Source organism: Niallia sp. 03133, assembly GCF_052663225.1.
The window spans coordinates 39,890-62,544 of sequence record NZ_JBQTCY010000016.1; the positions used below are offsets into that span (position 1 = coordinate 39,890).

The window sequence follows — 22,655 nt, forward strand, 5'->3', positions numbered from 1 at the left end:
CCTAGTATTGGTGTTTCACTTTATACATTCTTAAATCAGAAGGGATTAATTGCATGGAGTTAGGAAATTTAATAGAAGATATGCCAAATGCAAAAGAATATATGGGTGTATTCAATTGGAATCGTACATCATCATTTCAAAAGTAATTTATTTGGGGCTGTACTGGCTTATTTATTATAACATAACCAATATAGCTTTGTTTTACCTGCTAATAAGCTTTTTCCTCTTCTATGATTTTTAAAAATTAGCTATACGAAATATTGTTCTATTTGGGTATAATAATAGGGAAAGGATGGTTCATACAAATGTTTAACTATCAATCGGAATGGGATTTTTCTTATAAACAGGAAAGCATTATTATCGGTATCTTTGAGAAATCGATTAAATTAGCAGGAAAACTGGCTGAGTTGGATACGCACTTTCAAGGAGAACTGACAAATTTAGTGAAAAGCGGCGATATATCAGCCAAGCAAAAGAGTCTTGCTAAAATACATACATTTGGAAAAATTGGGACGAAAAGAATTATTTTTGTAGGTTTAGGCAAAGAGAAAGAATTAACATTTGATAAATTAAAAGAAGTGTTTGGAGCAGCATGGAAAGAAATTAAAAAAGACAAATGGAAGGAAACATCTGTTTACATTGATTCTTTTGTAACAGAAAAACTAAATGCATCAGAAGTATCGCATGCATTTAGTGAAGCATTTGCATTGTCAACATATGAATTTGCCGGCTATAAGCAAAAATCAAATGAACCAGAAAAAAGGATCGAAGCAATTACTGTCTTCAGTAAAGCAGATCAGCAAGAAGTTGAAGCATCATTGTATGTTGGATTTGTGTATGGAAGAGGTACAAATTCTGCTCGTGATTTAGTAAATCTGCCTGGCAATATGTTAAAGGCATCCGATTTGGCTGAATATGCTCAAAACCTTGCTGTTACATATGATTTTGATATCGAAATATTAGAAAAAGAAGATATGTTAAAGCTTGGAATGGGTGCGTTTTTAGCAGTAAATCAGGGGTCTGTTGAACCACCAAAAATGATTGTACTTAAATATCAAGGAAAAGAAAACTGGCAGGATGTTATTGGGTTAGTAGGTAAAGGAATCACATTTGATACTGGCGGTTATTCGATCAAACCAAAGACAGGCATTGTTGGAATGAAAACAGATATGGGTGGTGCAGCTGCTGTTCTTGGAGCGATGGAAATAATAGGTGAAATAAAACCAGAACAAAATGTTGTCGCTGTTATTCCATCTACTGATAATATGATCAGCGGTGCTGCATTTAAACCAGATGATGTGATTACTTCCATGAGCGGGAAAACAATCGAGGTATTAAATACAGATGCAGAAGGGCGCTTAGTATTAGCTGATGCCGTTACGTATGCTAAACATCATGGAGCAAACTACTTAGTGGATGTAGCGACATTAACAGGCGGCGTAATTGTTGCATTAGGGATGGAAACAACTGGCGCCATGACAAATAATGAGGAATTGTTCGAACAAGTATTGGAAGCATCTCAAGCAGCAGGAGAGCAAATTTGGAGGCTGCCAATATTTGAATGTCATAAAGAAAAAGTAAGAAGCAGCGCAGTTGCTGATTTGAATAATTCACCAACAAGAGATGGTCATGCTATTATGGGTGGTGCCTTTATCGGAGAATTTGCAGAAGGTACTCCTTGGGTTCATTTAGATATTGCCGGAACTTCAACAACAAGGAGCGCTTATCCCCTTGGAACAGCTGGAGCAACTGGAGCCATGACAAGAACACTGGCATTATTAGTCGAAAGGTTTAGAGGAGCTAGAAAGTAATAAAAAGAGGAGCTTGTGGGCTCCTCTCAGAGTGTAGAAAAAGTCATTTTTGCAGAAACCTCATGCTGATCGAAAACGGTTGTCGCATCACAGCGTGAAGTCTTGGGAGGAGCGGCGGGCAACTGGATGTTGGTCAGAACGACGTTATCACAGGATCGCAGGACGGTAGTCAATCGACGAAGACATAAGGACGTGGCGAAGTTAGTCGATTTCCCTTTAATACGCACTTAGTCGTTCATCCACTGTTCCTCAGTAATGAGGTGTAAGGAGAATAACGAAGAATCGAGCGTTTGTCTACAGCCTGAGGAGCTTTTGGAAAAGCTCCTTTTTTAGTAGTATCTTAAAGTAGTGTAGTATGGTTTCTAAGCCATTCTTCCATTGGATAGGGCATTGTTTCTTTAGCAACTAATGCCGCATGTCCGCCCTCAAACAAAGTAAATGTTTTATCCTTGCTTCCAACTAAGTCCATAATAGGCTCACATAAACTGCTGGGAACTAGTGGATCGCTTTTTGTTGAGAAAACGAGCAAGTTAGAGTGGATCTTTTTAAAATCAACTGGTTGACTATTAATAGTAAGTCCACCTTCGACTATTTTATTATCACGAATATAATCATTCTTTAATTGTTTAAAGGCTTCCCCAGATAAACCGATATGATCGAGAGTCCATTTATTCATTCTAGTCCATTTCTCCCGATATATAGGGTCTGTTGATCGACTTAATAAGGCTAAATAATGGGCATAAGACACAGGAGATACGATTAATCTAGTTCCATATTTAATAGCAGATGGCGGCACTATGCCGATCTTGTCGATTAATTCATCCATCTCAATATCTCCATTGCGAAGAGCATCTAGCCATAAATCATAAACAGGAAAAGTAGAAAAATCGATAGGGGAAACGGCGAGAATTAAGTTTTTTATATTGTATGGTGTAACGGCAGCAAAAACAGCAGCTAGCGTTCCACCTAGACAAAAACCAATTACAGTCATTTCGTCCGTTCCAGCATGTCTGATTGCACGACGGTAGCTTTGCTGAATATATTTAATGATATAATCGTCAATCGTAATATGGCGATCTTCAAATCCAGGAACGCCAAAGTCGATCAAATAGGTATCATACCCCGCATTGGTAAATGTTTCGATAAGACTGATAGAAGGAGCCAAATCTAATATATATGCTTTGTTAACTAAAGAATATATAAGAAAAATAGGTTCTTTAAATCGTTTATTTTTAGCTGGATAATACCATAAGGTTGCTTTGTTTTTTTTCCAAAGCGGATATTTTTCAGAAAGTCCAACTTCTGGGTCTGGAGATGATAATACTTCAATAAAGGAATGCAGTTTATTTTTTTTCATATATTTTACGCCTTATTGGATTGGTTGCTTGAATTTTGTATTTTAGCTAATTGTTTCTTTTGTTTAGAGACTGTCTGTTTAACGTCTTTAATTTCCTGTTGAAGGGCTGTTATAACTTCTTCTTGTTCGGAAAAATTACTAAAGGTGGTGGAATTGGAAGGAGATAGCCCTTGTAAAAGTTCTTTTATCTCTTTCATTTGCGTTTGCAATTTATAAAACTGTTCATCCAAATCATCAATTTTTTCTTCAGATTGCAGGATTAATTTTGTAGCATTTGTTAAATCGTTTTTTGTTGGAAGATTAATAATAGATGCAGTTCTTTCAACATAATTCTGAACCTGTTCAATTTTTTTCGTTAAACTGCCACTGTGACTGCCTGCAAAATGAATGGCTGCTGTTCGGTTTAATTGCTGCTGAATAAAATCATTTATACGAAATTGCAGTAAGCCCCCTCCTTTTTTAAGGATTTCATACAAATCAAATGTAACATTCATATTTTTCCATCCTTCCTTTTTCTATTTTGTTAAAGCATTGAAGATAAGCCGCCATCTACAGCAATTGTTTGTCCTGTAATATAATCTGATGCATGTCCTGATAAGAATAGTGTAATGCCTTTTATATCATCGGGTGTACCAAACCTGTTTGCAGGAATTTTGGCCAATATCGATTTTTGATATTTTTCTAAAGCTGTCGTGATTTTTGTTGGAAAAAAACCTGGGGCAATTGCATTGACTTGAATATTATGCGCTGAAAGTTTTACAGCTAATTCTTTTGTTAAGGTAAGAATAGCGCCTTTGCTTGTATTATAGGCAATTGCATCTAAATAGTGCGGGTGTGTTCCATATAATGCTGTGACAGAAGAGATGTTAATTATTTTTCCGCTTTTTTGCTCTGCCATTTTTTTTGCGGCTGCCTGTGAAAATAAAAAGGTGCCTTTTACATTAATGTTCATCACTTTATCCCATTTATCTTCTGGGTAATCAAGAATAGGAGCAATCCATGAAGTTCCGCTATTGTTAATTAAAATATCAATCTTACCGTAATGATCAATTGTTTGTTGAATAACGAAATCAATATCATTTTGCTCTGCTATATCACATGATAATGCGAGAGTCTGAATGCCTTTTTCTTTTAATATTTCTGCAGTTTTTAAACAATTGTCTATATTTCGAGAGCAAATAACAATATTAGCTCCAGCTTCTCCTAATGCAGCTGCCATTTGTTGTCCTAATCCACGGCCTCCACCCGTAATGATTGCTGTTTTGCCCTTCAGATTATATAAATCATTCATCTGTATAACCCTTCCCTCCTGTTCGTTCTATATTTCCCTTATAGTATAAACAAGCATTATGCGATGGGTGATTAATTTGATGAATTTGCCTTTGCCTAAATACATAAATGGGGAAAAGATGGAAATTCGATAAGAAAGCCCAAAATAAAATGATAGCGACAAAGGAAAGTATATTTCTAGGTAAAGGTTTTAGCCCAGTCCAAAATTGGGGCAATTGCATATGTAATAGAGTAGGGAGTAAATAGAAAAAGAGTGGAGGGAATTACCAATGATGTATGGATATAGACATCCGCAAGATTCAAGAATTTGGTTTGCGGCTCCATTTGTTGGAGGTTTATTAGGTGGGATAGTTGGTTCCGCATTAGTTAGACCGAGACCATATTATTACGGACCTGTACCATACGGACCAGTTCCTTATGGACCAGGACCATATGGACCATATCCTTATTATTAAGAGATGCTAATAAGTTAAGCTGGTATAACGCTTGTTTATTTACGTATCAGGTAAAGGAATAGAAAAAGGTGTTTCTTGTAAAAAAGCATAAATAAAGAAGGATTTTTAATCCTGTTGTTACTTCTCCATCCATTTCAACTGGATGGAAAAGTAACAACAATGTGGAGGTTGATTTTTATGGTCAAAATTAAAAGTAATTCCATCAGGGTTATACGAAATTCTTGGAAGGTTATTTAAGCCTAAGGATTGAATCAGTTTGTTTACTGCCTGGATTTGAGAAGCTTGGGCGGCACTCATTAATTGGCGGGAAAATTCACTTGATTGCGCTATTTTTGTCAAAATAATCTCGGCATCTTTAAGCAGGGATAAGGAATCTTGAGCGGACTGGATTAATTGGTTTGTATTTACATTTGGAAGCGTTCGGAACGTAATCGGATAATGCAGAAAAGGATGGGAGATACAAGCATACTGCATGATGTAAGGAAAAAAAGGTCGATACATATCGAAACAATCCTTTCTGTTACAAATACATACTGCTAAATATCATATTCAGGTCAAAAGGAATTATACCTAAAGAACATAGAAACTGGAACATGGAAAAGGCGAAGGTGGAAGAAATGTCTTTATCCCACTCTTACTGCCCGTAAAGGTCCGATAAGAGGTACACAAACTAAGGTCGCCACTTCCTTATGTCTTCGTTTGTGTGATTCACATCCTGTGGACCGCAAGCTTTCCATCAGTGGGGGATGAAGAAAACCCCCACTGATGGAAAGGTTCACTTTATTAAAATCTTTGACGGTGTTCAACTAAATCAATTGTTCCTAATACAATATGTGCAAGTCCAAAACCGAAAACAGTATCAGATATCATGGAATCTATTTTGCGGTTCTGCTTCATAACAAGACCAGCTGTAGTTACGGCAGTTCCTAATACGGCAGGAATTAATCCTTCACGAATATGCTCCATTAAGCTTCACTCCTGTTATCTTTTTTGTCCATTGAAGGACTTTTTTAGTATGGCTTTATGGATATATATAAATCGTGGCAATAGAAGGCGCAAAAGGCAATATAAGGTTCAAATAATGTGAGGCAAACGCAATTTCTTTGTTGCTGAATAAGATGTGGTGCCGATCTATATGTGTAGCTATACACCTGTAATCGGCATCACAAAAAGATGAGCATAAGATTAAACTTGATTGGATGATGATGTATTTTTGTTCGATTTTAAATCGTCTCTAATGGACTTTTCACACATGGGAACATGTGTATGATAAGCTGCTCTAGTAATAAGATGCCCAGCAACTGGAGATGTTAGAAAAATAAAGGCAATGGCCAGTATTAAACTAGCATGAAAAATTCCTTCTGCTTGTATGAAATAAAGACAAGTTCCCAAAAGAATACACATGACACCAAGTGTTGCTGATTTCGAAGCAGCGTGGTTTCTTGTATAAACATCAGGCAGTTTAATTACGCCAAATGCTGCAATTAAATTCAGCAATGCCCCCATACAAATAAGGATACAGATAATAATTTTAATTATGATTGTGATCACGCTCGATAATAACCCCCTTTTCTAAATACTTTGCAAACGCTACTGTTCCAATAAAGGAAAGAATTCCAATTAAAAGGATAATCTCAATAAAAGCATCTATTTTTAAAATAATAGAAAGAATACTAATCATGGCAACTAAATTGATGCCAAGTGCATCTAAAGCAACGACTCTGTCAGGGGTGGAAGGGCCTTTTATCACTCGATAAATAAATCCTGCCATTGATAATGTGATAATAAATAAGGAAATGTGCATCAGTATCATAAACATTATTTACTCACCTCTAGTATTGCTTTTTCAAAGCTGTTTTGAATACTTTTAATTGTTGCTGCTTTATCACGAATATCCATCGCATGAATATAAAGTATTCTATTGTCTTCTGAAATATCAACGACTAACGTTCCTGGCGTCAACGTAATTAAATTAGATAAGACAGTAATTTGCCAATCTTTTGTAAGCACTGTTTCCATTGCAAAGATCCCGGGAGTCAGTTTGGATGTTGGCTGTAGAATACTTTTTAATACCGCAAAATTTGCTGCTATCAATTCTTTTATAAAAATAATCAAAAGGTTAAAAATCGATAGAACACGGTACAAATAAAAGCGGCTTGAAAAAAAGCGTCTTGTCATAAAAATAACGATCAATCCAAGAATATAACCGATAAGAAAAGTATCTGTTGCAGCAGAACCTTTTAAAAACATCCAAACAATTGCTAAAAATACATTTAATAATAGTTGAAATGCCATTTTCACTACTCCTTTAAAACCGCTTTAATATAATGCTCTGGATGAAGCAATGAATCGGCTGCTAAAGAAATGTATGGATAGATTGCTTCAGAAAATAATCCCATTGCAAATGAAAGACATACAAGAATAATGGAAGGTAACAACCATCGTTTTATGGATATAGTGTCTTTTTTCCATTCGCTTCCCCAAAACACATTAATAAATATTTTCATGACAGAAAGTAATACAAACAAACTCGAAAATAAGACAAGCAAACTGCTTATATAATCATGATTTTCAAAACCGCCTTGGACAATCAACAATTTTCCAATAAATCCACTTAAAGGAGGAATTCCCCCTAAGGAAAGGGCAGCAATAAAAAATGTCCACGCTAAAGCAGGATAACTCTTTAATAACCCGCTTATATTTTTTAGATTATTAGAGCCTGAAATAACCATAATCACGCCAATTAATAAAAATAAGGCAGTTTTTATAATCATATCATGCAATAAATAATAAATAGAACCGATGATGGATGTTTCATTAAATGAAGCAACTCCATATAAAATAACACCAACAGCTGTTAAGATATTATAAATCATGATTTTTTTAAGATCATTATAAGCAATTGCTCCTATTACACCTAAGATAATGGTTATGATAGAAAGGACATTTAATAAGGAAAAAATATAACTTATATCCTGGAAAAATAATGTGAATGTTCTTGTGATCGAGTATACACCGACCTTAGTTAACAGTGCACCAAATAAAGCAAGTATGGGAATTGGTGCAGCATAGTAGGAGCCAGGCATCCAGAAAAATAATGGGAATATAGCGCCTTTTAAGCCAAAAACAATTAAAAATAAAACAGCTATAACGGTTAAGATGCCTGAATGTCCAACCACTGATATTCTTTCAGAGATATGGGCCATATTTAATGTTCCCACGACAGCATATAAATACGCCACTGTTGCAACAAAAAGGGCAGAAGAAATAATATTTACTAAAATATATTTTACCGTTTCCCTTAATTGAATCTTTGTCCCGCCTAGTACAAGCAAGACATAGGAAGACATAAGCATAACTTCGAAAAAGACAAATAAATTAAAGATATCTCCAGTTGAAAAAGCTCCAATTACTCCGACAAGTAAAAATTGAATAATGGAATAGTAAAAATAGCTTTCTCTTTCTTTGTCCATTCCTTTCATTGAATACAAGATACAAAATAGTACTACTATATTTGTCGTTAATACCAATAAAGCAGAAAACATATCCGATACAATAGTTATCCCGAATGGTGCATCCCAATTGCTAAGGTTGAGTGTTTGGATCCCATTTGTTTTAACTTCACCTATAATCAATAAGGCAATAATGATGGAACATAATAAACTAATAACCGATAAAATACGTTGTAATAACATTTTTTTATTGAAAAAAATCAATAGGATTCCTGTAATAAAAGGAATAATAATTGGTAATATAATCAGATTAATCATACTCTTTGTTTCCTCGCAATTTCTCCAGATTATCAGTGCCCAGCTCCTGATATGTTCGATAGGCGAGAACTAAGAAAAAGGAAGTTACACCAAAGCTAATAACAATTGCCGTAAGGATTAATGCCTGAGGCAGAGGGTCTGTATAAGCAGCTGCATGAAGACCCAGCAATGGAGCTGTCCCTTTTTTTAATCCTCCCATTGTTAAGAGAAGCAAATGGACCCCATGGCTTAACAAACCGGTGCCGATAATGATACTTAGCAAACTTTTAGACAACATTAGATAGGTGGCGCAAGTAAATAAAATTCCAATAATAATTGCCATTAAAATTTCCATTAATAATCCTCTCCAATCGTTTGAATAATTGTCATTGTAACGCCAACAACAACTAAATAAACACCAAAGTCAAATATGGCTGCAGTATGAAGAGCGGTTTCTCCTATAATTGGCAGATAGACATGTTTATTAAAAGCGTGTGTTAAAAAAGGTTTATTGCATAGGAGTGCACTCATTCCTGTTAATACAGCGATAAGCAAACCAGCAGCAGTAACGTAAATATAGTTGACTGGAAAAATATATTGAACAGTTTTTAAATCATAAGCTAATAATAGCAGCACAATTGCTGCACTTGTCATCAACCCGCCAATAAATCCTCCACCAGGTGTATAATGCCCTGCAAAAAAAATATGAATGGAAAAAAGGAAAATAAGGAAAACAACTGTTTTGGTTATAGTTTGTAAAATAAGATTATTTGTTTTCACTATTTTTCCCTCCTAATCTCAATTTAATTATCGTATAGATCCCGATAGAGGCAATCGCAAGAACTGCAATTTCAAATAATGTATCAAATCCTCGGAAATCTACTAAAATAACGTTCACCATATTTTCGCCAGCTGCTTTTTTATACGTATTTTCAATATAGTACTTAGAAATAGAGTCGAATAATTTTGTATTATAAGCTGAAATGGCAATAATGCTTGCAGTTATGCCAACCAGCAATGAAATAGAAGCATTTGTCAATTTAAAACCGATGCTTTTCTTTTTTCTTGCTTTTATTGGCAAATGGTAAAAGCATAATAAAAACAAAGAAACAGAAACGGTTTCAATCACTAGCTGTGTTAATGCTAAATCAGGAGCACTAAAAATAACAAAAAATAAAGAAACGGAATAACCTACTGCACCTAATAAAATAATGGAAGAAAGCCGTGATTTAACAAACAAAATGGATATCGCTGCACCTACTAATACCAATGAAAGCAAGAGTTCGTATATTCCAATCGATGCAATGTTTTTGTTTTGAAAATTAACAGCTTTTTCAACAGCAAGGGTATATCCTACTATAGCAACTAAAAAGGCAAATATATAAACAAGGTATGTTCGAATGGAACCGACCATATAACTATTTGTCATTTTTTTTGCAAATGAAATACTATTTTTCAAAAGTAACGTGTAGAAAGGGTTTAATAATTCAGGGAAAAAACGATAAAATTTTTTCCATTTTGAAAATGTTGCAGTTAAAAGCGATCCTAATAAAAATACACCTAGTGTCATAAAAAATTCTAATTTAAATCCATGCCAATGTTGGATATGAAATTCCAAAGGCTTTCCTCCATACACTGCAGATACTGCTGGCGATAAAATAGATTGAGAAAGCAAGTTAGGAAACAAACCAAATGCAACAACAAGCACAACAAGAATAAGCGGAGAAATCAGCATGCCAATTGGCGCTTCATGCGGTTTTTTTTCTAATTGATCTGGTTTATACGTTCCAGTAAATGTTTTAAATAAAAGCATCATACAGTAAACAAAAGTGAAAATACTGGCAATCCAAGCGAAAATAGGGAAAAGAGCCCCCCATGTGCCCAATTGCAGCAATTTAAAATTTTGGATATGAACCATAGCAGTGAAAAACATTTCTTTGCTTAGAAAACCATTCAATGGAGGCAATCCCGCCATTGAAAAACTGCCAATAACAGCAATAGTAAAGGTAACCGGCATTAATAGCATTAATCCGCCTAATTTCCGAATATCCCTTGTACCTGTTTCATGGTCTACAATTCCAACCATCATAAAAAGACTTCCTTTAAAAGTAGAATGGTTCACTAAATGAAACAACGCTGCTGCTGTGGCTGTAGAATAACTATTATCGATAAAATCAAAATGAACAGCGGCTGCTCCTATGCCTAATAAAGACATAATCATCCCAAGCTGACTGATAGTCGAGTATGCTAAAATCCCCTTCAAATCGGTTTGTTTTACTGCAAAAAAAGATCCATAAAGCAATGTAACTAGTCCGACTGCAGAAATAATCCAAAGCCAATAAAATGATTCTGCAAATATAGGACTTAATCTAGCTACAAGGTAGATTCCTGCTTTAACCATTGTTGCAGAATGCAAGTAAGCACTTACAGGTGTAGGAGCCTCCATTGCGTCTGGAAGCCAAATATGAAAGGGAAATTGTGCAGATTTAGTAAATGCTCCAATTAAGATACAAAACATTGCTCCTATAAATAATGGATCTGAAAGTGGGTGATTGTTTCGAACAAAAGAAATAATTTCAGAAATTTGAAAGGTTTCACTCATTAGATAAAGGAGTATAATTCCTCCCAATAAAGATAAACCGCCAAAAATAGTAATAATCATGGACTTCAAAGCACCATTGCGTGACTTGCTTCTTCCATTCCAGTATCCAATTAATAAAAAGGAAGACAAACTTGTTATTTCCCAAAATGTATAAAGAACAATCAGATTATCTGAAATAACAATGCCAAGCATTGCTCCCATAAATAATAATAGATAAAAATAAAAAAGATTTAGTTTTTCTTTCTTTTTATTTAAATAAAAAATGGAATAAAAAATCACTAAAGCACCGATTCCAGTAATAAGCAAAGCAAATAACAAAGCAAGACCATCCAGAAGAACAGTAAAATTAATAGAAAAAGACGGCATCCATAATACAGTCTCCATGAAAGTGTGATGATTTGAGATATAGGTTATCCTGCTTAGAAAATAAAGAAACAATAGGAGCGGCAGCGGGAGAATAAACCACCCGATATGCCTGTTTTTAAACCATTTGTGAAAAAATGGGATGAAAAGAGCATATAAGAATGGGGATAATACAACCCAATGTAATAATGTCAAAATAAAACCTCCTAAAGAAAACTATGATAATGAAAAAATGCTATTATTGTTATGACTTTTAAGCTTTTCATTCCAATTCAGTAAAATTATAACGTAAAAAAAAAGTGTGTGCACAAGGGAAGAAACATAAAAAGCATTTTTTAGTCATTTTTATTAAATAGGTAGAAACACGTAATATTTTTTAGAAAAATTTTTTTATTTTTTTTAACTAGGGTGAATAATAAAAGGAAAATCGGACATGAATATTCTAATTTAAGTAAATTTGTTTTTTGAGGTTGTTCTCTAATGTGTTTTTTGAAGCTTAACTCCTTTGTGTATAATTCGGCTAATTCCTTATTCATTTTCTTCGTAGGCTGATATCATTATCTTCAAAAAAAATTCAATTCCCTTATGAAAAAAATACAGAAAATTTAAAAGGTTAAAGAATATTCTGTTATAATAAAATTAAACATAAATCGTTTAACTGGGTTCATAATTTATTGAAAGAAGCTTTATTTTGATAGCATCTGTTTTATCATCTTGATTGTAAATTATTGTGAAAGAGAGAGGGTGAAGAGATGGAAAAAAAGCAGCATTTATTTATAGACTTTGAATTTACCATGCCTGAAAAAAGTGTGAAATTTAAAGGGTTTTATCCTGAAATAATTGAAGTAGGCATAGTAGCAGTTGTAAATAATGCGGTAAGAGAACAATTTTCGTCCTATGTAGTTCCCCGGAAATTTCCCATTCTTTCTGAAAGATGCAAATCCTTCTTACATATAGCACAAGAACAAGTCAATAAAGGCATTTCATTTTATGATTTAGTTAAGAAAATAGAGGAGATCGGGACTGGATTTGAAAATACGGTTGTAACATGGGGAAATATGGATATGCGGGTCCTTAGAAACAATTATCTAAAAGCGGGGATTCCTTTTTCTCTAAAAGGTTCAGAAATTGATTTATCGATGGAGTATAAACGCTTTTTTGGAGATCAAAATCAAACGGGATTATGGAAAGCAGTAAAGGAATACGGAAGAGAAGGAACAGGAAAGCACCACCGTGCATTAGATGATGCGTTAACAACGTATCATATTTTCCGATTGGTGGAACAAGATAAAAAATATTTAGAAAAGCCAGAGCCCACAACCATTGGGGATCTTATTGATGTATCAAAGCTTTTTAATAAGCTGGCTTAAAGAGTTGGCAGTATGTACCCAAATAAAAAGGATTATTTTTTATTTGGGTAAAGTTTTTAGTTTTATATTTTATATTCTTTTTTTAACTCTTTTAAATGAAACAAGCTTCGTCTTGCAAATTCTGAAGAATCTTCTATAAACTCATTCTCCATTTTCTCTACAGCTTGTTGCAGTGACTCTGCATAGGGCGGAATATCCCCTTCGTATTTTTTCACCATTTGTTTTGGTGCATTCATTTTCTCATTGAAGCCAAGAGCTTTCCGTTCGTGAAAGAAGACTCCCTCAGTTGCTTTAGGATGATGCAAGTCACCTTGCATTGGGTGTTTTAATACACCAATCACTTTAATTAAATAACTATGTGCTCGAATCTCCATTACTTCTCCAATATATTTACCTGTTTTATAAAAAGCTGTAACAATAGTTCCTGCTGTTAATTCCGACATGATTAAACCTCCCGTTCTCTATATGTCATATTATACTAATTTTACTTTTTAAAAACTATACGAAGGCATAATAAATTCATTTTAACAAACAATAAAGGAAAATGTCTTCGGAGGAAAAATGGGATGAAAAATGGGATGAAAAAAATATTCGCTAGCGTTGCATGTCTGGTTCTGCTGACAGGCTGTACACAAGCTGAAGTTAAAAAAGTAGATGTCAATATGATAAATGAAGTGGGAGACTCACTAGGAACGATTACCTTGACAGAAAAATCTACTGGAGTAATGTTAAATATTAATTTAAAAGGCTTGCCGCCCGGCGTACATGGAATTCATATCCACGATACAGGAAAGTGCAACAAGCCGGATTTCCAATCTGCAGGAAGTCACTTTAACCCGGATAAAAAAGAGCATGGACTACTTCATCCGAAAGGAGCACATGCGGGTGATTTGCCTAATATTATTGTTGAAGCTGATGGTTCAGTAAAAGCAGAAATACTGGCTCCTCAAATTACATTAAAAGACAAGAAAAATACTCTATTTACGAAAAATGGAACATCCATTGTGATTACAGAAAATCCTGATGATGGAATGTCACAGCCAGCAGGAAATTCAGGTGTAAGAATTTCCTGTGGTGTGATAAAAAAATAATCATGTAGAGTGGACTTAGCAATATATAACGTACTTCGTCTACTCTTTATAATACGCTCAGGTCTTTATGATCCTAGCGTATTTTTTTTAATCGCAACAACAGCTTGTTATCGAAAATACTATTAAATTCGGCTAAAACAATATCTTTTTCTATATAAAAAACCCGAAAACATCGGGTTTTGGTTTAAAAAGATTGAACAAGTAAAAATATATTCAGACAAATAATCAGAACAGCCATTATCCATGATAGTATGGTTATTATTTTTGTGTTTTTTAATGGTCCCATAATTCTGCTGTTGCTAGTAAATAAAATTAATGGAATCAAGGCAAAACCTATTCCGAATGAAAGAATTACTTGACTTAGCACTAATGCAGTTGTTGGATTAACGCCTGATGCGATGACAAGAATTGGTGGAATAATAGTGATCAATCGTCTTGTATATATGGGAATTCGATAACGAATAAACCCTTGCATAATAACATCACCTGACATTGTTCCAACAGAAGAACTGGAAAGACCAGCAATCAACAGCCCTAACCCAAACAATGTTGCGGAAAGTGGACTTACTAAATGGTTAAAATGATGAAAAGCAACCTCTAAATCCTCCACAAAAATTCCATTTTTATAAAATAAGGAACTGGAAACAATCAGCATAGAGGCATTGATAAATCCAGCTATTAGCATCGCAATAAGAATATCAATAAATTCAAATCGGTAAATCATTTTTTTCTCAGTCATTGTTTTGCCGATAATTCTTTTTTGTGTTAATGCGGAATGAAGATAAATGGCATGTGGCATAACCGTTGCTCCTAAAATACCAGCAGCAAGCAATATGCTGTCAGTGCCATGAAAAGCCGGTGTAAATAATCCGTGCAGTACGGATCCAGCATCTGGCTTTGCAAAAAACATTTGAACAATAAAGGAAAGTACAACAATAAACAACATAGCTGTTATTCCTGCTTCTAAAGAACGGTAGCCTCTTCTTTGCAATTCTAAAATAGCAAATGAGCCTAAAGCAGCAATGATGCTTGCTTCAATTAACGGTATCCCGAACAGTAAATAAATCCCAAGTGCAGCGCCGATAAATTCGGCTAAATCTGTTGCCATAATAACAAGCTCGCCTTGTATCCATAATCCGATCGAAACAGGCTTTGGAAATTCTTCTCTTGCTACTTCTGGCAAATTTTTTCCTGTAGCGATTCCGAGTTTGGCAGATAATGATTGTATAATAAGTGCCATTATATTAGAGAAAAAGATAACCCATAACAATAAATATCCATATTTAGATCCTGCAGCTATATTTGTTGCAAAATTTCCTGGATCAATATAAGCAATAGCTGCGATAAAGGCTGGCCCTAAGAATGGAAGGATTCTTTTAATCCCTTTTACTCTTCCATCCAGTGCAGCTTGTGCGGATGAATATTCTTCTTTTAAGTAGGAATTTTCATTATCCATGATGTCACCTTTTTCTTTTTGGATTTTTGCTCCGTGATAAAAAGTTTCCTGTATGCAAATTTATAGTAAATCATATTCCGAAATATCAAGATTGTCAATGAATTTGCAAACTATTTTCAAATAATGAAAAAGTTTCGTATTAATGAAGTTTAAACATTACAAAAAAATCAAATTAAGGAATACATATCACTTTCTTTCTAACGTCTCTGTATGTATACATCCTCTAACCCAGCACCTAGCCAAAAGTTAGGGAGGAACGAAAAACCCCATTTACATGTAGCTTCACTTTCTCCCACTCTTAACGGGCAGTAAAACCCCCACCTCGGGGATGCCTGAGGAATCGAAGAAGCTAGATGGGGGATAACTGCCCGTAAAGGTCCGATAAGTGCAACTAACCATCAGTGGGGGATGAAGAAAACCCCACTGATGGTTAGCTGCACTTTATCAATCAAACATAACTCCATTCCTGGACGGTATTATTGGTGAGTGTTTTCCAAAAGACAAAGAAAGAAGGGCATCCCATGTTGGGAAACCCTTATAAAAGCAGAACCATTAATTAGCTTTCAATAAATGCTTCTAAATCATAAATAGCTTGTAAGACTTTATCTGCTGTAATTTCGTCATTCATTAAATGAATGGACTCTTTTTGTATTGTTGCTGCTTCTGAAACCTTTTTCAATTCTTCACTTTGATTTTTATTAATTCCTAAGTCTTTTAATGTTAACGGTAATGACAAGGAGCGATAAAAGGTTTCTAAGCTTCTAATTTCATCCCAGTTATTTTCTAATGCCAATTGAACTAGTATTCCATACGCTACCTTTTCTCCATGCAGCAAATGATGTGTTTCTTCCAAAATAGTCAATGCATTATGGATAGAGTGGGCTCCTGCAATTCTACCGTATTTATCACCATAACCGCCAACCATTCCTCCTGCAACAATATTGGTTTCCATCACTTTTGTTAAGGCAGAAGTAAGATGGCCAATTTTTTGATCTTGTACGGCTTGTACGCCATGTTCGAGCAATACATCACGGCATAATTGTGCTGTTTGATGCGCAATGGTTACTGCAAGAGGTGTTTCCTCCAATTCCCGGATAATAACATCTGATTCATACCATTTTGCTAAAGTATCGGCAATCCCTGCAATAAAGAAATTTGTTGGTGAATCTAAAAGAACACGTGGTTCAAACAAGATCATTAATGTACTTTTCGGAAAAATGGAATAGTGGGTAAATGTTCCATCATCTGTATAAATAACACTTAATGGAGTCCAAGCAGCACATGTAGATGCTAGTGTTGGGATTAATACAGCATCTACATTAGAATCATTTCCAGCTGCTTTTGCCAAGTCTAATATTTTTCCGCCGCCAATGCCAATTATCGCATCAAATTTATTTTCTTTTATTAAGGCTGCAATACGATTTATTTCATTTAACGAGCATTCTCCATTATAAGGAATAAATGTTAATGATGAATACTGAAAGTTTTTGGGGAAAAATGGGGAAATCGCATCCCATGATTTATCTCCATGTACAACTAAGCAATTCTTTTTATTGTATCGCTGCAGCAATCCATCCAATTCATTTAAAACACCTGGTTCACATGCATAATAAACCGGTGCACCTCTTACTTCTATTTCAACCATCCTGTCACGTCCTTTATGCTTGATAAATATTTTAGGGTGTTCGCTATGGTGATTTTAACCATCTTTTTACTATAAAGTGAACCTTCCATCAGTGGGGGGGTTCTTCATCCCCTACTGATGGTTAGTTGAACTTATCGGATCTTTATGGGCAGTTCATCCTCCACCTAGCTTCCTCGATTTCTCAGCACCTTGAGGTGGGGTTTTACTGCCCGTTAAGTGTAGGATAAACTCTAAATGCAAATAATCTACATACTTTGCGTGTTTATTATAGAAAAAAGCTTCTTCCATTCGAAAGAAGCATCGCTTTTGTAAGCAGTGCTAATCTCTTCAAAATGAATGATATGGGACTTCACAAAACCCGATCCAACTGCTTTTCTAATACTAACTGAATCTTAAAACTTGTCTGATAGAATGTCAATTATTAGTCCATTGACAAAGTGAGTAGAATAAAGACATTCATAAAAAGTGGTTGTTCTGTATCGAAGGTTTTGTTTATGTTAAAATGGGTTCAGCAAAAAGGAAATAAGGGTGAAAAAAATGACGAATCAAGAAATGAATATAGAAATGGTAAGAATATTAAATGAATGGGATCCTTTTCAAATAGGAGAAGGTAATTATGAAACAGAAATTGCTGATTGTATTCAAGCTGTTCATGATATTGATCTGACTGAAGCATTAGCTGTAAAGATTCAATCGATATATGAATTTTCTTTTGAAGAGTATATTCCGATGGATAAATGTATGGATATTTCAAAAAAACTTCTTCTTATTAAAGAGAATGGCGCTTGCTCTATTTAAAGATAAAAAAGATCTATTTGTAATAAAAAATAACACTTATCCAAAGGATTAGCGAATGGAAACTTTGATATATTTGTTATAAAAATAAGCTTTTTTTTTTCTGTAATTTGTTATAATAGATATATTTTAAAAGATAAGAATTTTTTAAAAATAACGAAGCGATCCAGCTCGTAAATCGATGACCAAGGCGCTTCCGTTTTTCTTAAAAAATAAGAAAGTGTAAATTTAAACAGAGAATAGTGTCTAGCTGCAGCGCCTATCGCCTAACGAACTTCAGGTCTTTTCCCTACGATAAGTCAACATCGATTCGCCATCCGGCTCTTCGTGTTTCCTTTATCTCAGTCAAAGCTCTTCCAGTTCGTAAGTCGATGACCAAGGCGCTTCCGCTTTTCTATTTAAGCAGGAGGGTTTTTTATGAAACTGACGGAAAAAGAAATTGAAATTGTTGAAATTTTAGAAACAAACGCCAGGATTTCAGATGAAGATATTGCTAAAATGATTAATGAAAGTTTGGATGCAACAAAACACCTAATCGCGAAACTGGAAGAAATGAAGGTTGTAGTCCGTTATACGTCCATCGTTGATTGGTCTAAAATAGAAGGACATGAAGGTGTAACAGCAATGATTGATGTCAAAGTAACTCCAAAGAGAGGAGTTGGCTTTGATGAGGTAGCACAAAGGATCTATCGTTTTAAAGAAGTAAAATCTCTTTACTTAATGTCCGGTGCATATGATCTGTCTGTTATTATTGAAGGGAAATCCATGAATGATGTGGCTCGATTTGTGTCTGAAAAATTATCAACTATTGATTCCGTTTTATCCACAACAACCCATTTTATTTTAAAACAGTATAAACATGATGGAACTATTTTTGAACCCAATGATGATGACAAACGAATTGTGGTGTCTCCGTAATGAAACAAACGAAAAGTTATATTGCAAAAAAAGTAGAAGAGATGAAGCCATCTGGAATCAGACGTTTTTTTGACTTAGCTTCAGGCATGAAGGGAGTAATCTCTTTAGGTGTTGGAGAACCTGATTTTGTTACTTCTTGGTCAGCAAGAGAAGCTGCAATTCTTTCCCTTGAAAAAGGATACACATCCTACACAGCGAATCCGGGACTACTGGAACTTCGAATGGAAATAGCACATTATATGAAGAAAAGATTTCATGTACCATATGAACCAAAATCCGAAATAATTGTCACTGTAGGGGCAAGTCAAGCAATAGATATTGCATTAAGAGCGATTCTTAATCCAGGAGAAGAAGTGATTGTGCTAGAACCAAGCTTTGTTTCTTATAGCCCTCTTGTATCACTTGCCGGTGGTGTTCCCATTGCAGTGCAGACGTTAAAAGAAAATGATTTTAAAGTGCTGCCGCAGCAGTTAGAAGAAGTGATAACATCAAATACAAAAGCAATTATGATTTGTTCACCTAACAATCCAACCGGTTCTACTTTGTCAAAAGAAGAATTGAAGGCAGTTGCTGAAATAGCCAAAAAACATGATTTGCTTGTTATTTCCGACGAAATTTATGCAGAGCTTTGTTATGACGAGGAGTATACGAGCATGGCTTCCATTGAGGGAATGCGGGATAGAACCATTTTAATTTCCGGTTTTTCAAAAGGGTTCGCTATGACAGGATGGCGGTTAGGTTTTGTATGTGCTGAAGAAGGATTGATTCAGGCGATGCTGAAGATCCATCAATATAGTTTAATGTGTGCTCCAACAATGGCGCAGTATGCAGGGTTGGAAGCACTTCAGAGCGGCAGTGATGATGTAGAAGAAATGAAAAAAAGCTATCGCCGCAGAAGAAATTTTATTGTAGATTCTTTAAATGAGATGGGATTAACATGCCATAATCCTGGCGGTGCATTTTATGCTTTTCCTTCAATTGTTTCTACAGGCTATACATCTGAGGAGTTTGCTGAAAAGCTTTTAATCGAAGAAAAAGTGGCAGTAGTGCCAGGTAATGTCTTTGGTGAAAGCGGGGAAGGCCATATCCGCTGTTCTTATGCCACTTCATTAGAACAATTACAGGAAGCGATGAAAAGAATAAAAAGATTTGTTCATAATCATGCCTGTAACGTAGTAAAGTAAGACAGCTCCCTATAAAACAAAAAAGAATGATTCCCGGAAAAGGAATTGTTCTTTTTTATTTGTATCAAAATTTATATGTTTCAAGTTAGCTAACTGTCTAGCTCCGAAGTATAGGTTGTATAAATGCCGATGCTGCCACAGGCTTGAAGGATGAGATTCAATCGACGAAGACATAATGCCGTGGCGTAGTTAGTCGATTTTCCTTTTTTCCGTATTTAATCGGCCAAACTGTACGGCAATAATCAAGGCGCTTGCGCTTTTCTTGTCTAGCTGCAGCGCCTATTGCCTAACGTACTTCAGGCCTTTTCCCTACGATAAGTCAACATCTATTCGCTATCGCTCCTCGTGTTTCCTTTATCTCAGTCAAAGTCCTTCCAGTCCGTACGGCAATAATCAAGGCGCTTACGCTTTTCTTGTCTAGCTTCAGCGCCTATTGCCTAACGTACTTCAGGCCTTTTCCCTACGATAAGTCAACATCTATTCGCTATCGCTCCTCGTGTTTCCTTTATCTCAGTCAAAGTCCTTCCAGTCCGTACGGCAAATAATCAAGGCGCTTGCGCTTTTCTTAATAAAATGTTTTTTGTATATAATAGAATAAGGTTTTGAATTAATTTGTTTTTTATGATATAATTTTATACTGCGTATAAAAGTAAATTTATTATAAAAATTAGGAGTGTTCTCATGTCAGATAAAATCGAAGTTGGAAGTGTAATTACAGGAAAGGTAACAGGCATTCAGCCATATGGTGCATTTGTATCTCTAGATGAAAATACACAAGGTCTTGTTCATATTTCAGAAGTAACACATGGCTTTGTAAAAGATATTAATGAGTTTTTAAAAGTTGGCGAAGAAGTAAAAGTTAAAGTTCTTTCTATTGATGAAAATGCTGGGAAAATTGGTTTATCCATTCGTGCAACAGAAGAAGCTCCAGCTCCACAGCCAGAAGCAGAAAAAGCAAAAAAACCACGTGCTAAGCGTCAAGCTGCACCAATTAAAGCAGAGGCTGACAATTCTCAAGGCTTTAATACTTTAAAAGATAAACTGCAAGAATGGATTGAACAATCCAACCGCAACGATTTAATTAAAAAATAATTTTAATAAGAAAATTATATAATATGATGAATAGAAGCTGATATAAATTGCGTAATTATCTTTGAACAAGAGGTAATGTCAGGGCAAGTCCCTTTCCTTTTTATATCAGCTTTTTTTTATTCAACAAAAATTATTAGGATTTTTCTGGGGGAGATAATATGGCAAATCGATTTGATTCTCAATCATTTATAGAACTATCGAATACATATGGAGCAAATAATTATCATCCGCTGCCAATTGTTATTTCAGAAGGAAAAGGCGTCTGGGTAAAGGATCCTGAAGGAAAACAGTATATGGATATGTTAAGTGCTTATTCTGCTCTTAATCAAGGTCATGGTCATCCCAAAATCATTGGAGCATTGAAGGATCAAGCAGATCGTATTACTTTAACCTCTCGTGCGTTTCATCATGATCAATTAGGCTTGTGGTATGAAAAAGTCTGTACACTTGCCAAAAAGGAAATGGTGCTTCCGATGAACACTGGTGCAGAAGCAGTAGAAACAGCAATCAAAGCAGCAAGGCGATGGGCTTATGATGTAAAAGGGGTAGAAGAAGATAAAGCAGAAATTATTGTTTGTGAAGGGAATTTTCACGGCCGTACAATGGGAGCAGTTTCCTTATCTTCTGATGTTGAATATAAACGAGGATTTGGTCCAATGCTTCCAGGCATAAAAGTAATTCCTTATGGTGACATCGATTGTTTGACAAAGAATATAACGAACAACACTGCTGCCTTTTTGTTTGAGCCGATTCAAGGGGAAGCAGGGATTAACATTCCCCCAGAAGGGTTTTTAAAACAGGCATTATCTGTTTGCAAAGATCAAAATGTATTATTTATTGCGGATGAAATTCAAACTGGTTTAGGCCGTACAGGCAAAATGTTTGCCTGTGAATGGTTTGATGTAGAGCCAGATGTGTATATATTAGGAAAAGCACTAGGCGGAGGGGTTTACCCTATTTCCTGTGTAGCTGCGAACAAAAATATTCTAGGTGTGTTTAATCCAGGATCTCACGGTTCCACTTTTGGCGGAAATCCTTTAGCATGTGCGGTATCAATAGCAGCTTTAGATGTAATCTTGGAAGAAAAATTGGCGGAACAGTCTGAAAAACTCGGCAGTTCTTTTATAAGTAAATTAAAAAGCATCCCTAATCCAATCATTAAAGAAGTAAGGGGAAAAGGGCTATTTATAGGTGTAGAGTTATATTCATCAGCACGACCATATTGTGAAAAGCTGAAAGAAGAAGGACTGTTATGTAAAGAAACGCATGATACGGTCATTCGATTTGCACCGCCACTAACCATTGCACAATTTGAATTAGAATGGGCATTTGAACGTATTCAACGTGCCTTAACAGTATAAATAATAAAAAAAGCTTGCTATAAAAGTTGAATTGTAGACACTTTTTGGCAGGCTTTTTTTATTTTACGAATAATAATGAAGGGTGAAGCCAACAACGTATAGGAAGTACAGGAGAC

At 35.2% G+C, this 22,655-nt stretch carries 24 protein-coding genes; 9 read left to right on the top strand and 15 right to left on the bottom strand.

Translation table 11 applies throughout. The features are described 5' to 3' along the window. Positions 1-305 precede the first annotated feature (305 nt). Positions 306-1,811 (top strand): leucyl aminopeptidase, encoded by a 1,506-nt coding sequence (locus ACTYBU_RS19610; protein WP_445492357.1) that lies wholly within the window; start codon positions 306-308, stop codon positions 1,809-1,811. Positions 1,812-2,151: 340 nt separating this feature from the next. On the opposite strand, the gene ACTYBU_RS19615 is transcribed toward ACTYBU_RS19610, so the two are convergent. Genes ACTYBU_RS19615 through ACTYBU_RS19625 form a run of 3 tightly spaced genes read right to left on the bottom strand, consistent with a single transcriptional unit; the run spans position 2,152 to position 4,465 of the window. Next, complete coding sequence (locus tag ACTYBU_RS19615) at positions 2,152-3,168, bottom strand: alpha/beta fold hydrolase (protein WP_445492359.1); 1,017 nt, start codon at positions 3,166-3,168, stop codon at positions 2,152-2,154. Between the two features lie 5 nt (positions 3,169-3,173). After that, on the bottom strand, positions 3,174-3,662 hold the full coding sequence (locus tag ACTYBU_RS19620) for a hypothetical protein (RefSeq protein ID WP_445492361.1): 489 nt from the start codon (positions 3,660-3,662) through the stop codon (positions 3,174-3,176). Positions 3,663-3,691: 29 nt separating this feature from the next. Further along, entirely contained in the window at positions 3,692-4,465 is a 774-nt protein-coding gene (locus tag ACTYBU_RS19625; protein ID WP_445492462.1) for an SDR family oxidoreductase, read from the bottom strand. 262 nt (positions 4,466-4,727) lie between these two features. On the opposite strand from ACTYBU_RS19625, the gene ACTYBU_RS19630 reads away from it, so the two are divergent. Next, positions 4,728-4,913 (top strand): hypothetical protein, encoded by a 186-nt coding sequence (locus ACTYBU_RS19630; protein ID WP_445492363.1) that lies wholly within the window; start codon positions 4,728-4,730, stop codon positions 4,911-4,913. 117 nt (positions 4,914-5,030) lie between these two features. On the opposite strand, the gene ACTYBU_RS19635 is transcribed toward ACTYBU_RS19630, so the two are convergent. The 9 genes from ACTYBU_RS19635 to ACTYBU_RS19675 all read right to left on the bottom strand — a co-directional run bounded on the left by ACTYBU_RS19635 (position 5,031) and on the right by ACTYBU_RS19675 (position 11,822). Continuing rightward, on the bottom strand, positions 5,031-5,414 hold the full coding sequence (locus ACTYBU_RS19635) for a hypothetical protein (protein WP_445492365.1): 384 nt from the start codon (positions 5,412-5,414) through the stop codon (positions 5,031-5,033). A 282-nt stretch (positions 5,415-5,696) separates the two neighbouring features. Next, a complete protein-coding gene (locus ACTYBU_RS19640) occupies positions 5,697-5,879 on the bottom strand; it encodes an asparagine synthase (RefSeq protein ID WP_445492367.1) in 183 nt (60 codons plus the stop codon). A gap of 219 nt (positions 5,880-6,098) precedes the next feature. Beyond that, on the bottom strand, positions 6,099-6,461 hold the full coding sequence (gene mnhG, locus ACTYBU_RS19645) for a monovalent cation/H(+) antiporter subunit G (protein ID WP_445492464.1): 363 nt from the start codon (positions 6,459-6,461) through the stop codon (positions 6,099-6,101). After that, positions 6,445-6,732: a Na(+)/H(+) antiporter subunit F1 gene (locus ACTYBU_RS19650; RefSeq protein ID WP_445492368.1), complete on the bottom strand. Its 288-nt coding sequence runs from the start codon at positions 6,730-6,732 to the stop codon at positions 6,445-6,447. The genes mnhG and ACTYBU_RS19650 overlap by 17 nt, the downstream gene beginning before the upstream one ends. Continuing rightward, positions 6,732-7,208, bottom strand: a complete 477-nt coding sequence (locus ACTYBU_RS19655) for a Na+/H+ antiporter subunit E (RefSeq protein WP_445492370.1) — start codon at positions 7,206-7,208, stop codon at positions 6,732-6,734. The genes ACTYBU_RS19650 and ACTYBU_RS19655 overlap by 1 nt, the downstream gene beginning before the upstream one ends. A 5-nt stretch (positions 7,209-7,213) precedes the next feature. Beyond that, positions 7,214-8,683: a Na+/H+ antiporter subunit D gene (locus ACTYBU_RS19660; protein WP_445492372.1), complete on the bottom strand. Its 1,470-nt coding sequence runs from the start codon at positions 8,681-8,683 to the stop codon at positions 7,214-7,216. After that, positions 8,676-9,017, bottom strand: coding sequence for a Na(+)/H(+) antiporter subunit C (locus ACTYBU_RS19665; protein WP_445492373.1), 342 nt, complete (start codon positions 9,015-9,017; stop codon positions 8,676-8,678). The genes ACTYBU_RS19660 and ACTYBU_RS19665 overlap by 8 nt, the downstream gene beginning before the upstream one ends. Continuing rightward, positions 9,017-9,442 (bottom strand): Na(+)/H(+) antiporter subunit B, encoded by a 426-nt coding sequence (locus tag ACTYBU_RS19670; RefSeq protein ID WP_445492375.1) that lies wholly within the window; start codon positions 9,440-9,442, stop codon positions 9,017-9,019. The genes ACTYBU_RS19665 and ACTYBU_RS19670 overlap by 1 nt, the downstream gene beginning before the upstream one ends. Next, entirely contained in the window at positions 9,429-11,822 is a 2,394-nt protein-coding gene (locus ACTYBU_RS19675; RefSeq protein WP_445492377.1) for a Na+/H+ antiporter subunit A, read from the bottom strand. The genes ACTYBU_RS19670 and ACTYBU_RS19675 overlap by 14 nt, the downstream gene beginning before the upstream one ends. 557 nt (positions 11,823-12,379) lie before the next feature. Between ACTYBU_RS19675 and kapD the strand changes: the two genes are divergently transcribed. After that, positions 12,380-12,997, top strand: coding sequence for a 3'-5' exonuclease KapD (gene kapD, locus ACTYBU_RS19680; protein ID WP_445492379.1), 618 nt, complete (start codon positions 12,380-12,382; stop codon positions 12,995-12,997). Between the two features lie 62 nt (positions 12,998-13,059). Here the strand turns inward: kapD and ACTYBU_RS19685 are convergent, their stop codons facing one another. Next, positions 13,060-13,440 (bottom strand): kinase-associated lipoprotein B, encoded by a 381-nt coding sequence (locus tag ACTYBU_RS19685; RefSeq protein WP_445492380.1) that lies wholly within the window; start codon positions 13,438-13,440, stop codon positions 13,060-13,062. Positions 13,441-13,575: 135 nt separating this feature from the next. Between ACTYBU_RS19685 and ACTYBU_RS19690 the strand changes: the two genes are divergently transcribed. Further along, positions 13,576-14,088 carry a superoxide dismutase family protein gene (locus tag ACTYBU_RS19690; RefSeq protein WP_445492382.1) on the top strand — a complete coding sequence of 171 codons (513 nt, stop codon included), beginning with the start codon at positions 13,576-13,578 and terminating at the stop codon, positions 14,086-14,088. 184 nt (positions 14,089-14,272) lie between these two features. Here ACTYBU_RS19690 and ACTYBU_RS19695 read toward each other — a convergent pair whose 3' ends face one another. Both ACTYBU_RS19695 and ACTYBU_RS19700 read right to left on the bottom strand, forming a co-directional pair. Next, positions 14,273-15,544 carry an Nramp family divalent metal transporter gene (locus ACTYBU_RS19695; RefSeq protein ID WP_445492384.1) on the bottom strand — a complete coding sequence of 424 codons (1,272 nt, stop codon included), beginning with the start codon at positions 15,542-15,544 and terminating at the stop codon, positions 14,273-14,275. Between the two features lie 556 nt (positions 15,545-16,100). Beyond that, positions 16,101-17,189 (bottom strand): iron-containing alcohol dehydrogenase family protein, encoded by a 1,089-nt coding sequence (locus ACTYBU_RS19700; RefSeq protein ID WP_445492386.1) that lies wholly within the window; start codon positions 17,187-17,189, stop codon positions 16,101-16,103. A 537-nt stretch (positions 17,190-17,726) separates the two neighbouring features. Here ACTYBU_RS19700 and ACTYBU_RS19705 point away from each other — a divergent pair. The 5 genes from ACTYBU_RS19705 (at position 17,727) to ACTYBU_RS19725 (ending at position 22,539) form a co-directional block, all read left to right on the top strand. Beyond that, a complete protein-coding gene (locus ACTYBU_RS19705) occupies positions 17,727-17,987 on the top strand; it encodes a DUF1871 family protein (protein ID WP_445492388.1) in 261 nt (86 codons plus the stop codon). A gap of 414 nt (positions 17,988-18,401) precedes the next feature. Beyond that, the gene (locus ACTYBU_RS19710; RefSeq protein ID WP_445492390.1) at positions 18,402-18,902 is read left to right on the top strand and encodes an Lrp/AsnC family transcriptional regulator; all 501 of its coding nucleotides are present in this window, start codon (positions 18,402-18,404) and stop codon (positions 18,900-18,902) included. Continuing rightward, the gene (locus tag ACTYBU_RS19715) at positions 18,902-20,086 is read left to right on the top strand and encodes an aminotransferase (protein ID WP_445492391.1); all 1,185 of its coding nucleotides are present in this window, start codon (positions 18,902-18,904) and stop codon (positions 20,084-20,086) included. The genes ACTYBU_RS19710 and ACTYBU_RS19715 overlap by 1 nt, the downstream gene beginning before the upstream one ends. A 681-nt stretch (positions 20,087-20,767) precedes the next feature. After that, positions 20,768-21,178: a S1 domain-containing post-transcriptional regulator GSP13 gene (yugI, locus tag ACTYBU_RS19720; RefSeq protein ID WP_445492393.1), complete on the top strand. Its 411-nt coding sequence runs from the start codon at positions 20,768-20,770 to the stop codon at positions 21,176-21,178. Positions 21,179-21,336: 158 nt separating this feature from the next. Beyond that, on the top strand, positions 21,337-22,539 hold the full coding sequence (locus ACTYBU_RS19725) for an ornithine--oxo-acid transaminase (protein ID WP_445492395.1): 1,203 nt from the start codon (positions 21,337-21,339) through the stop codon (positions 22,537-22,539). Positions 22,540-22,655: the final 116 nt, after the last annotated feature.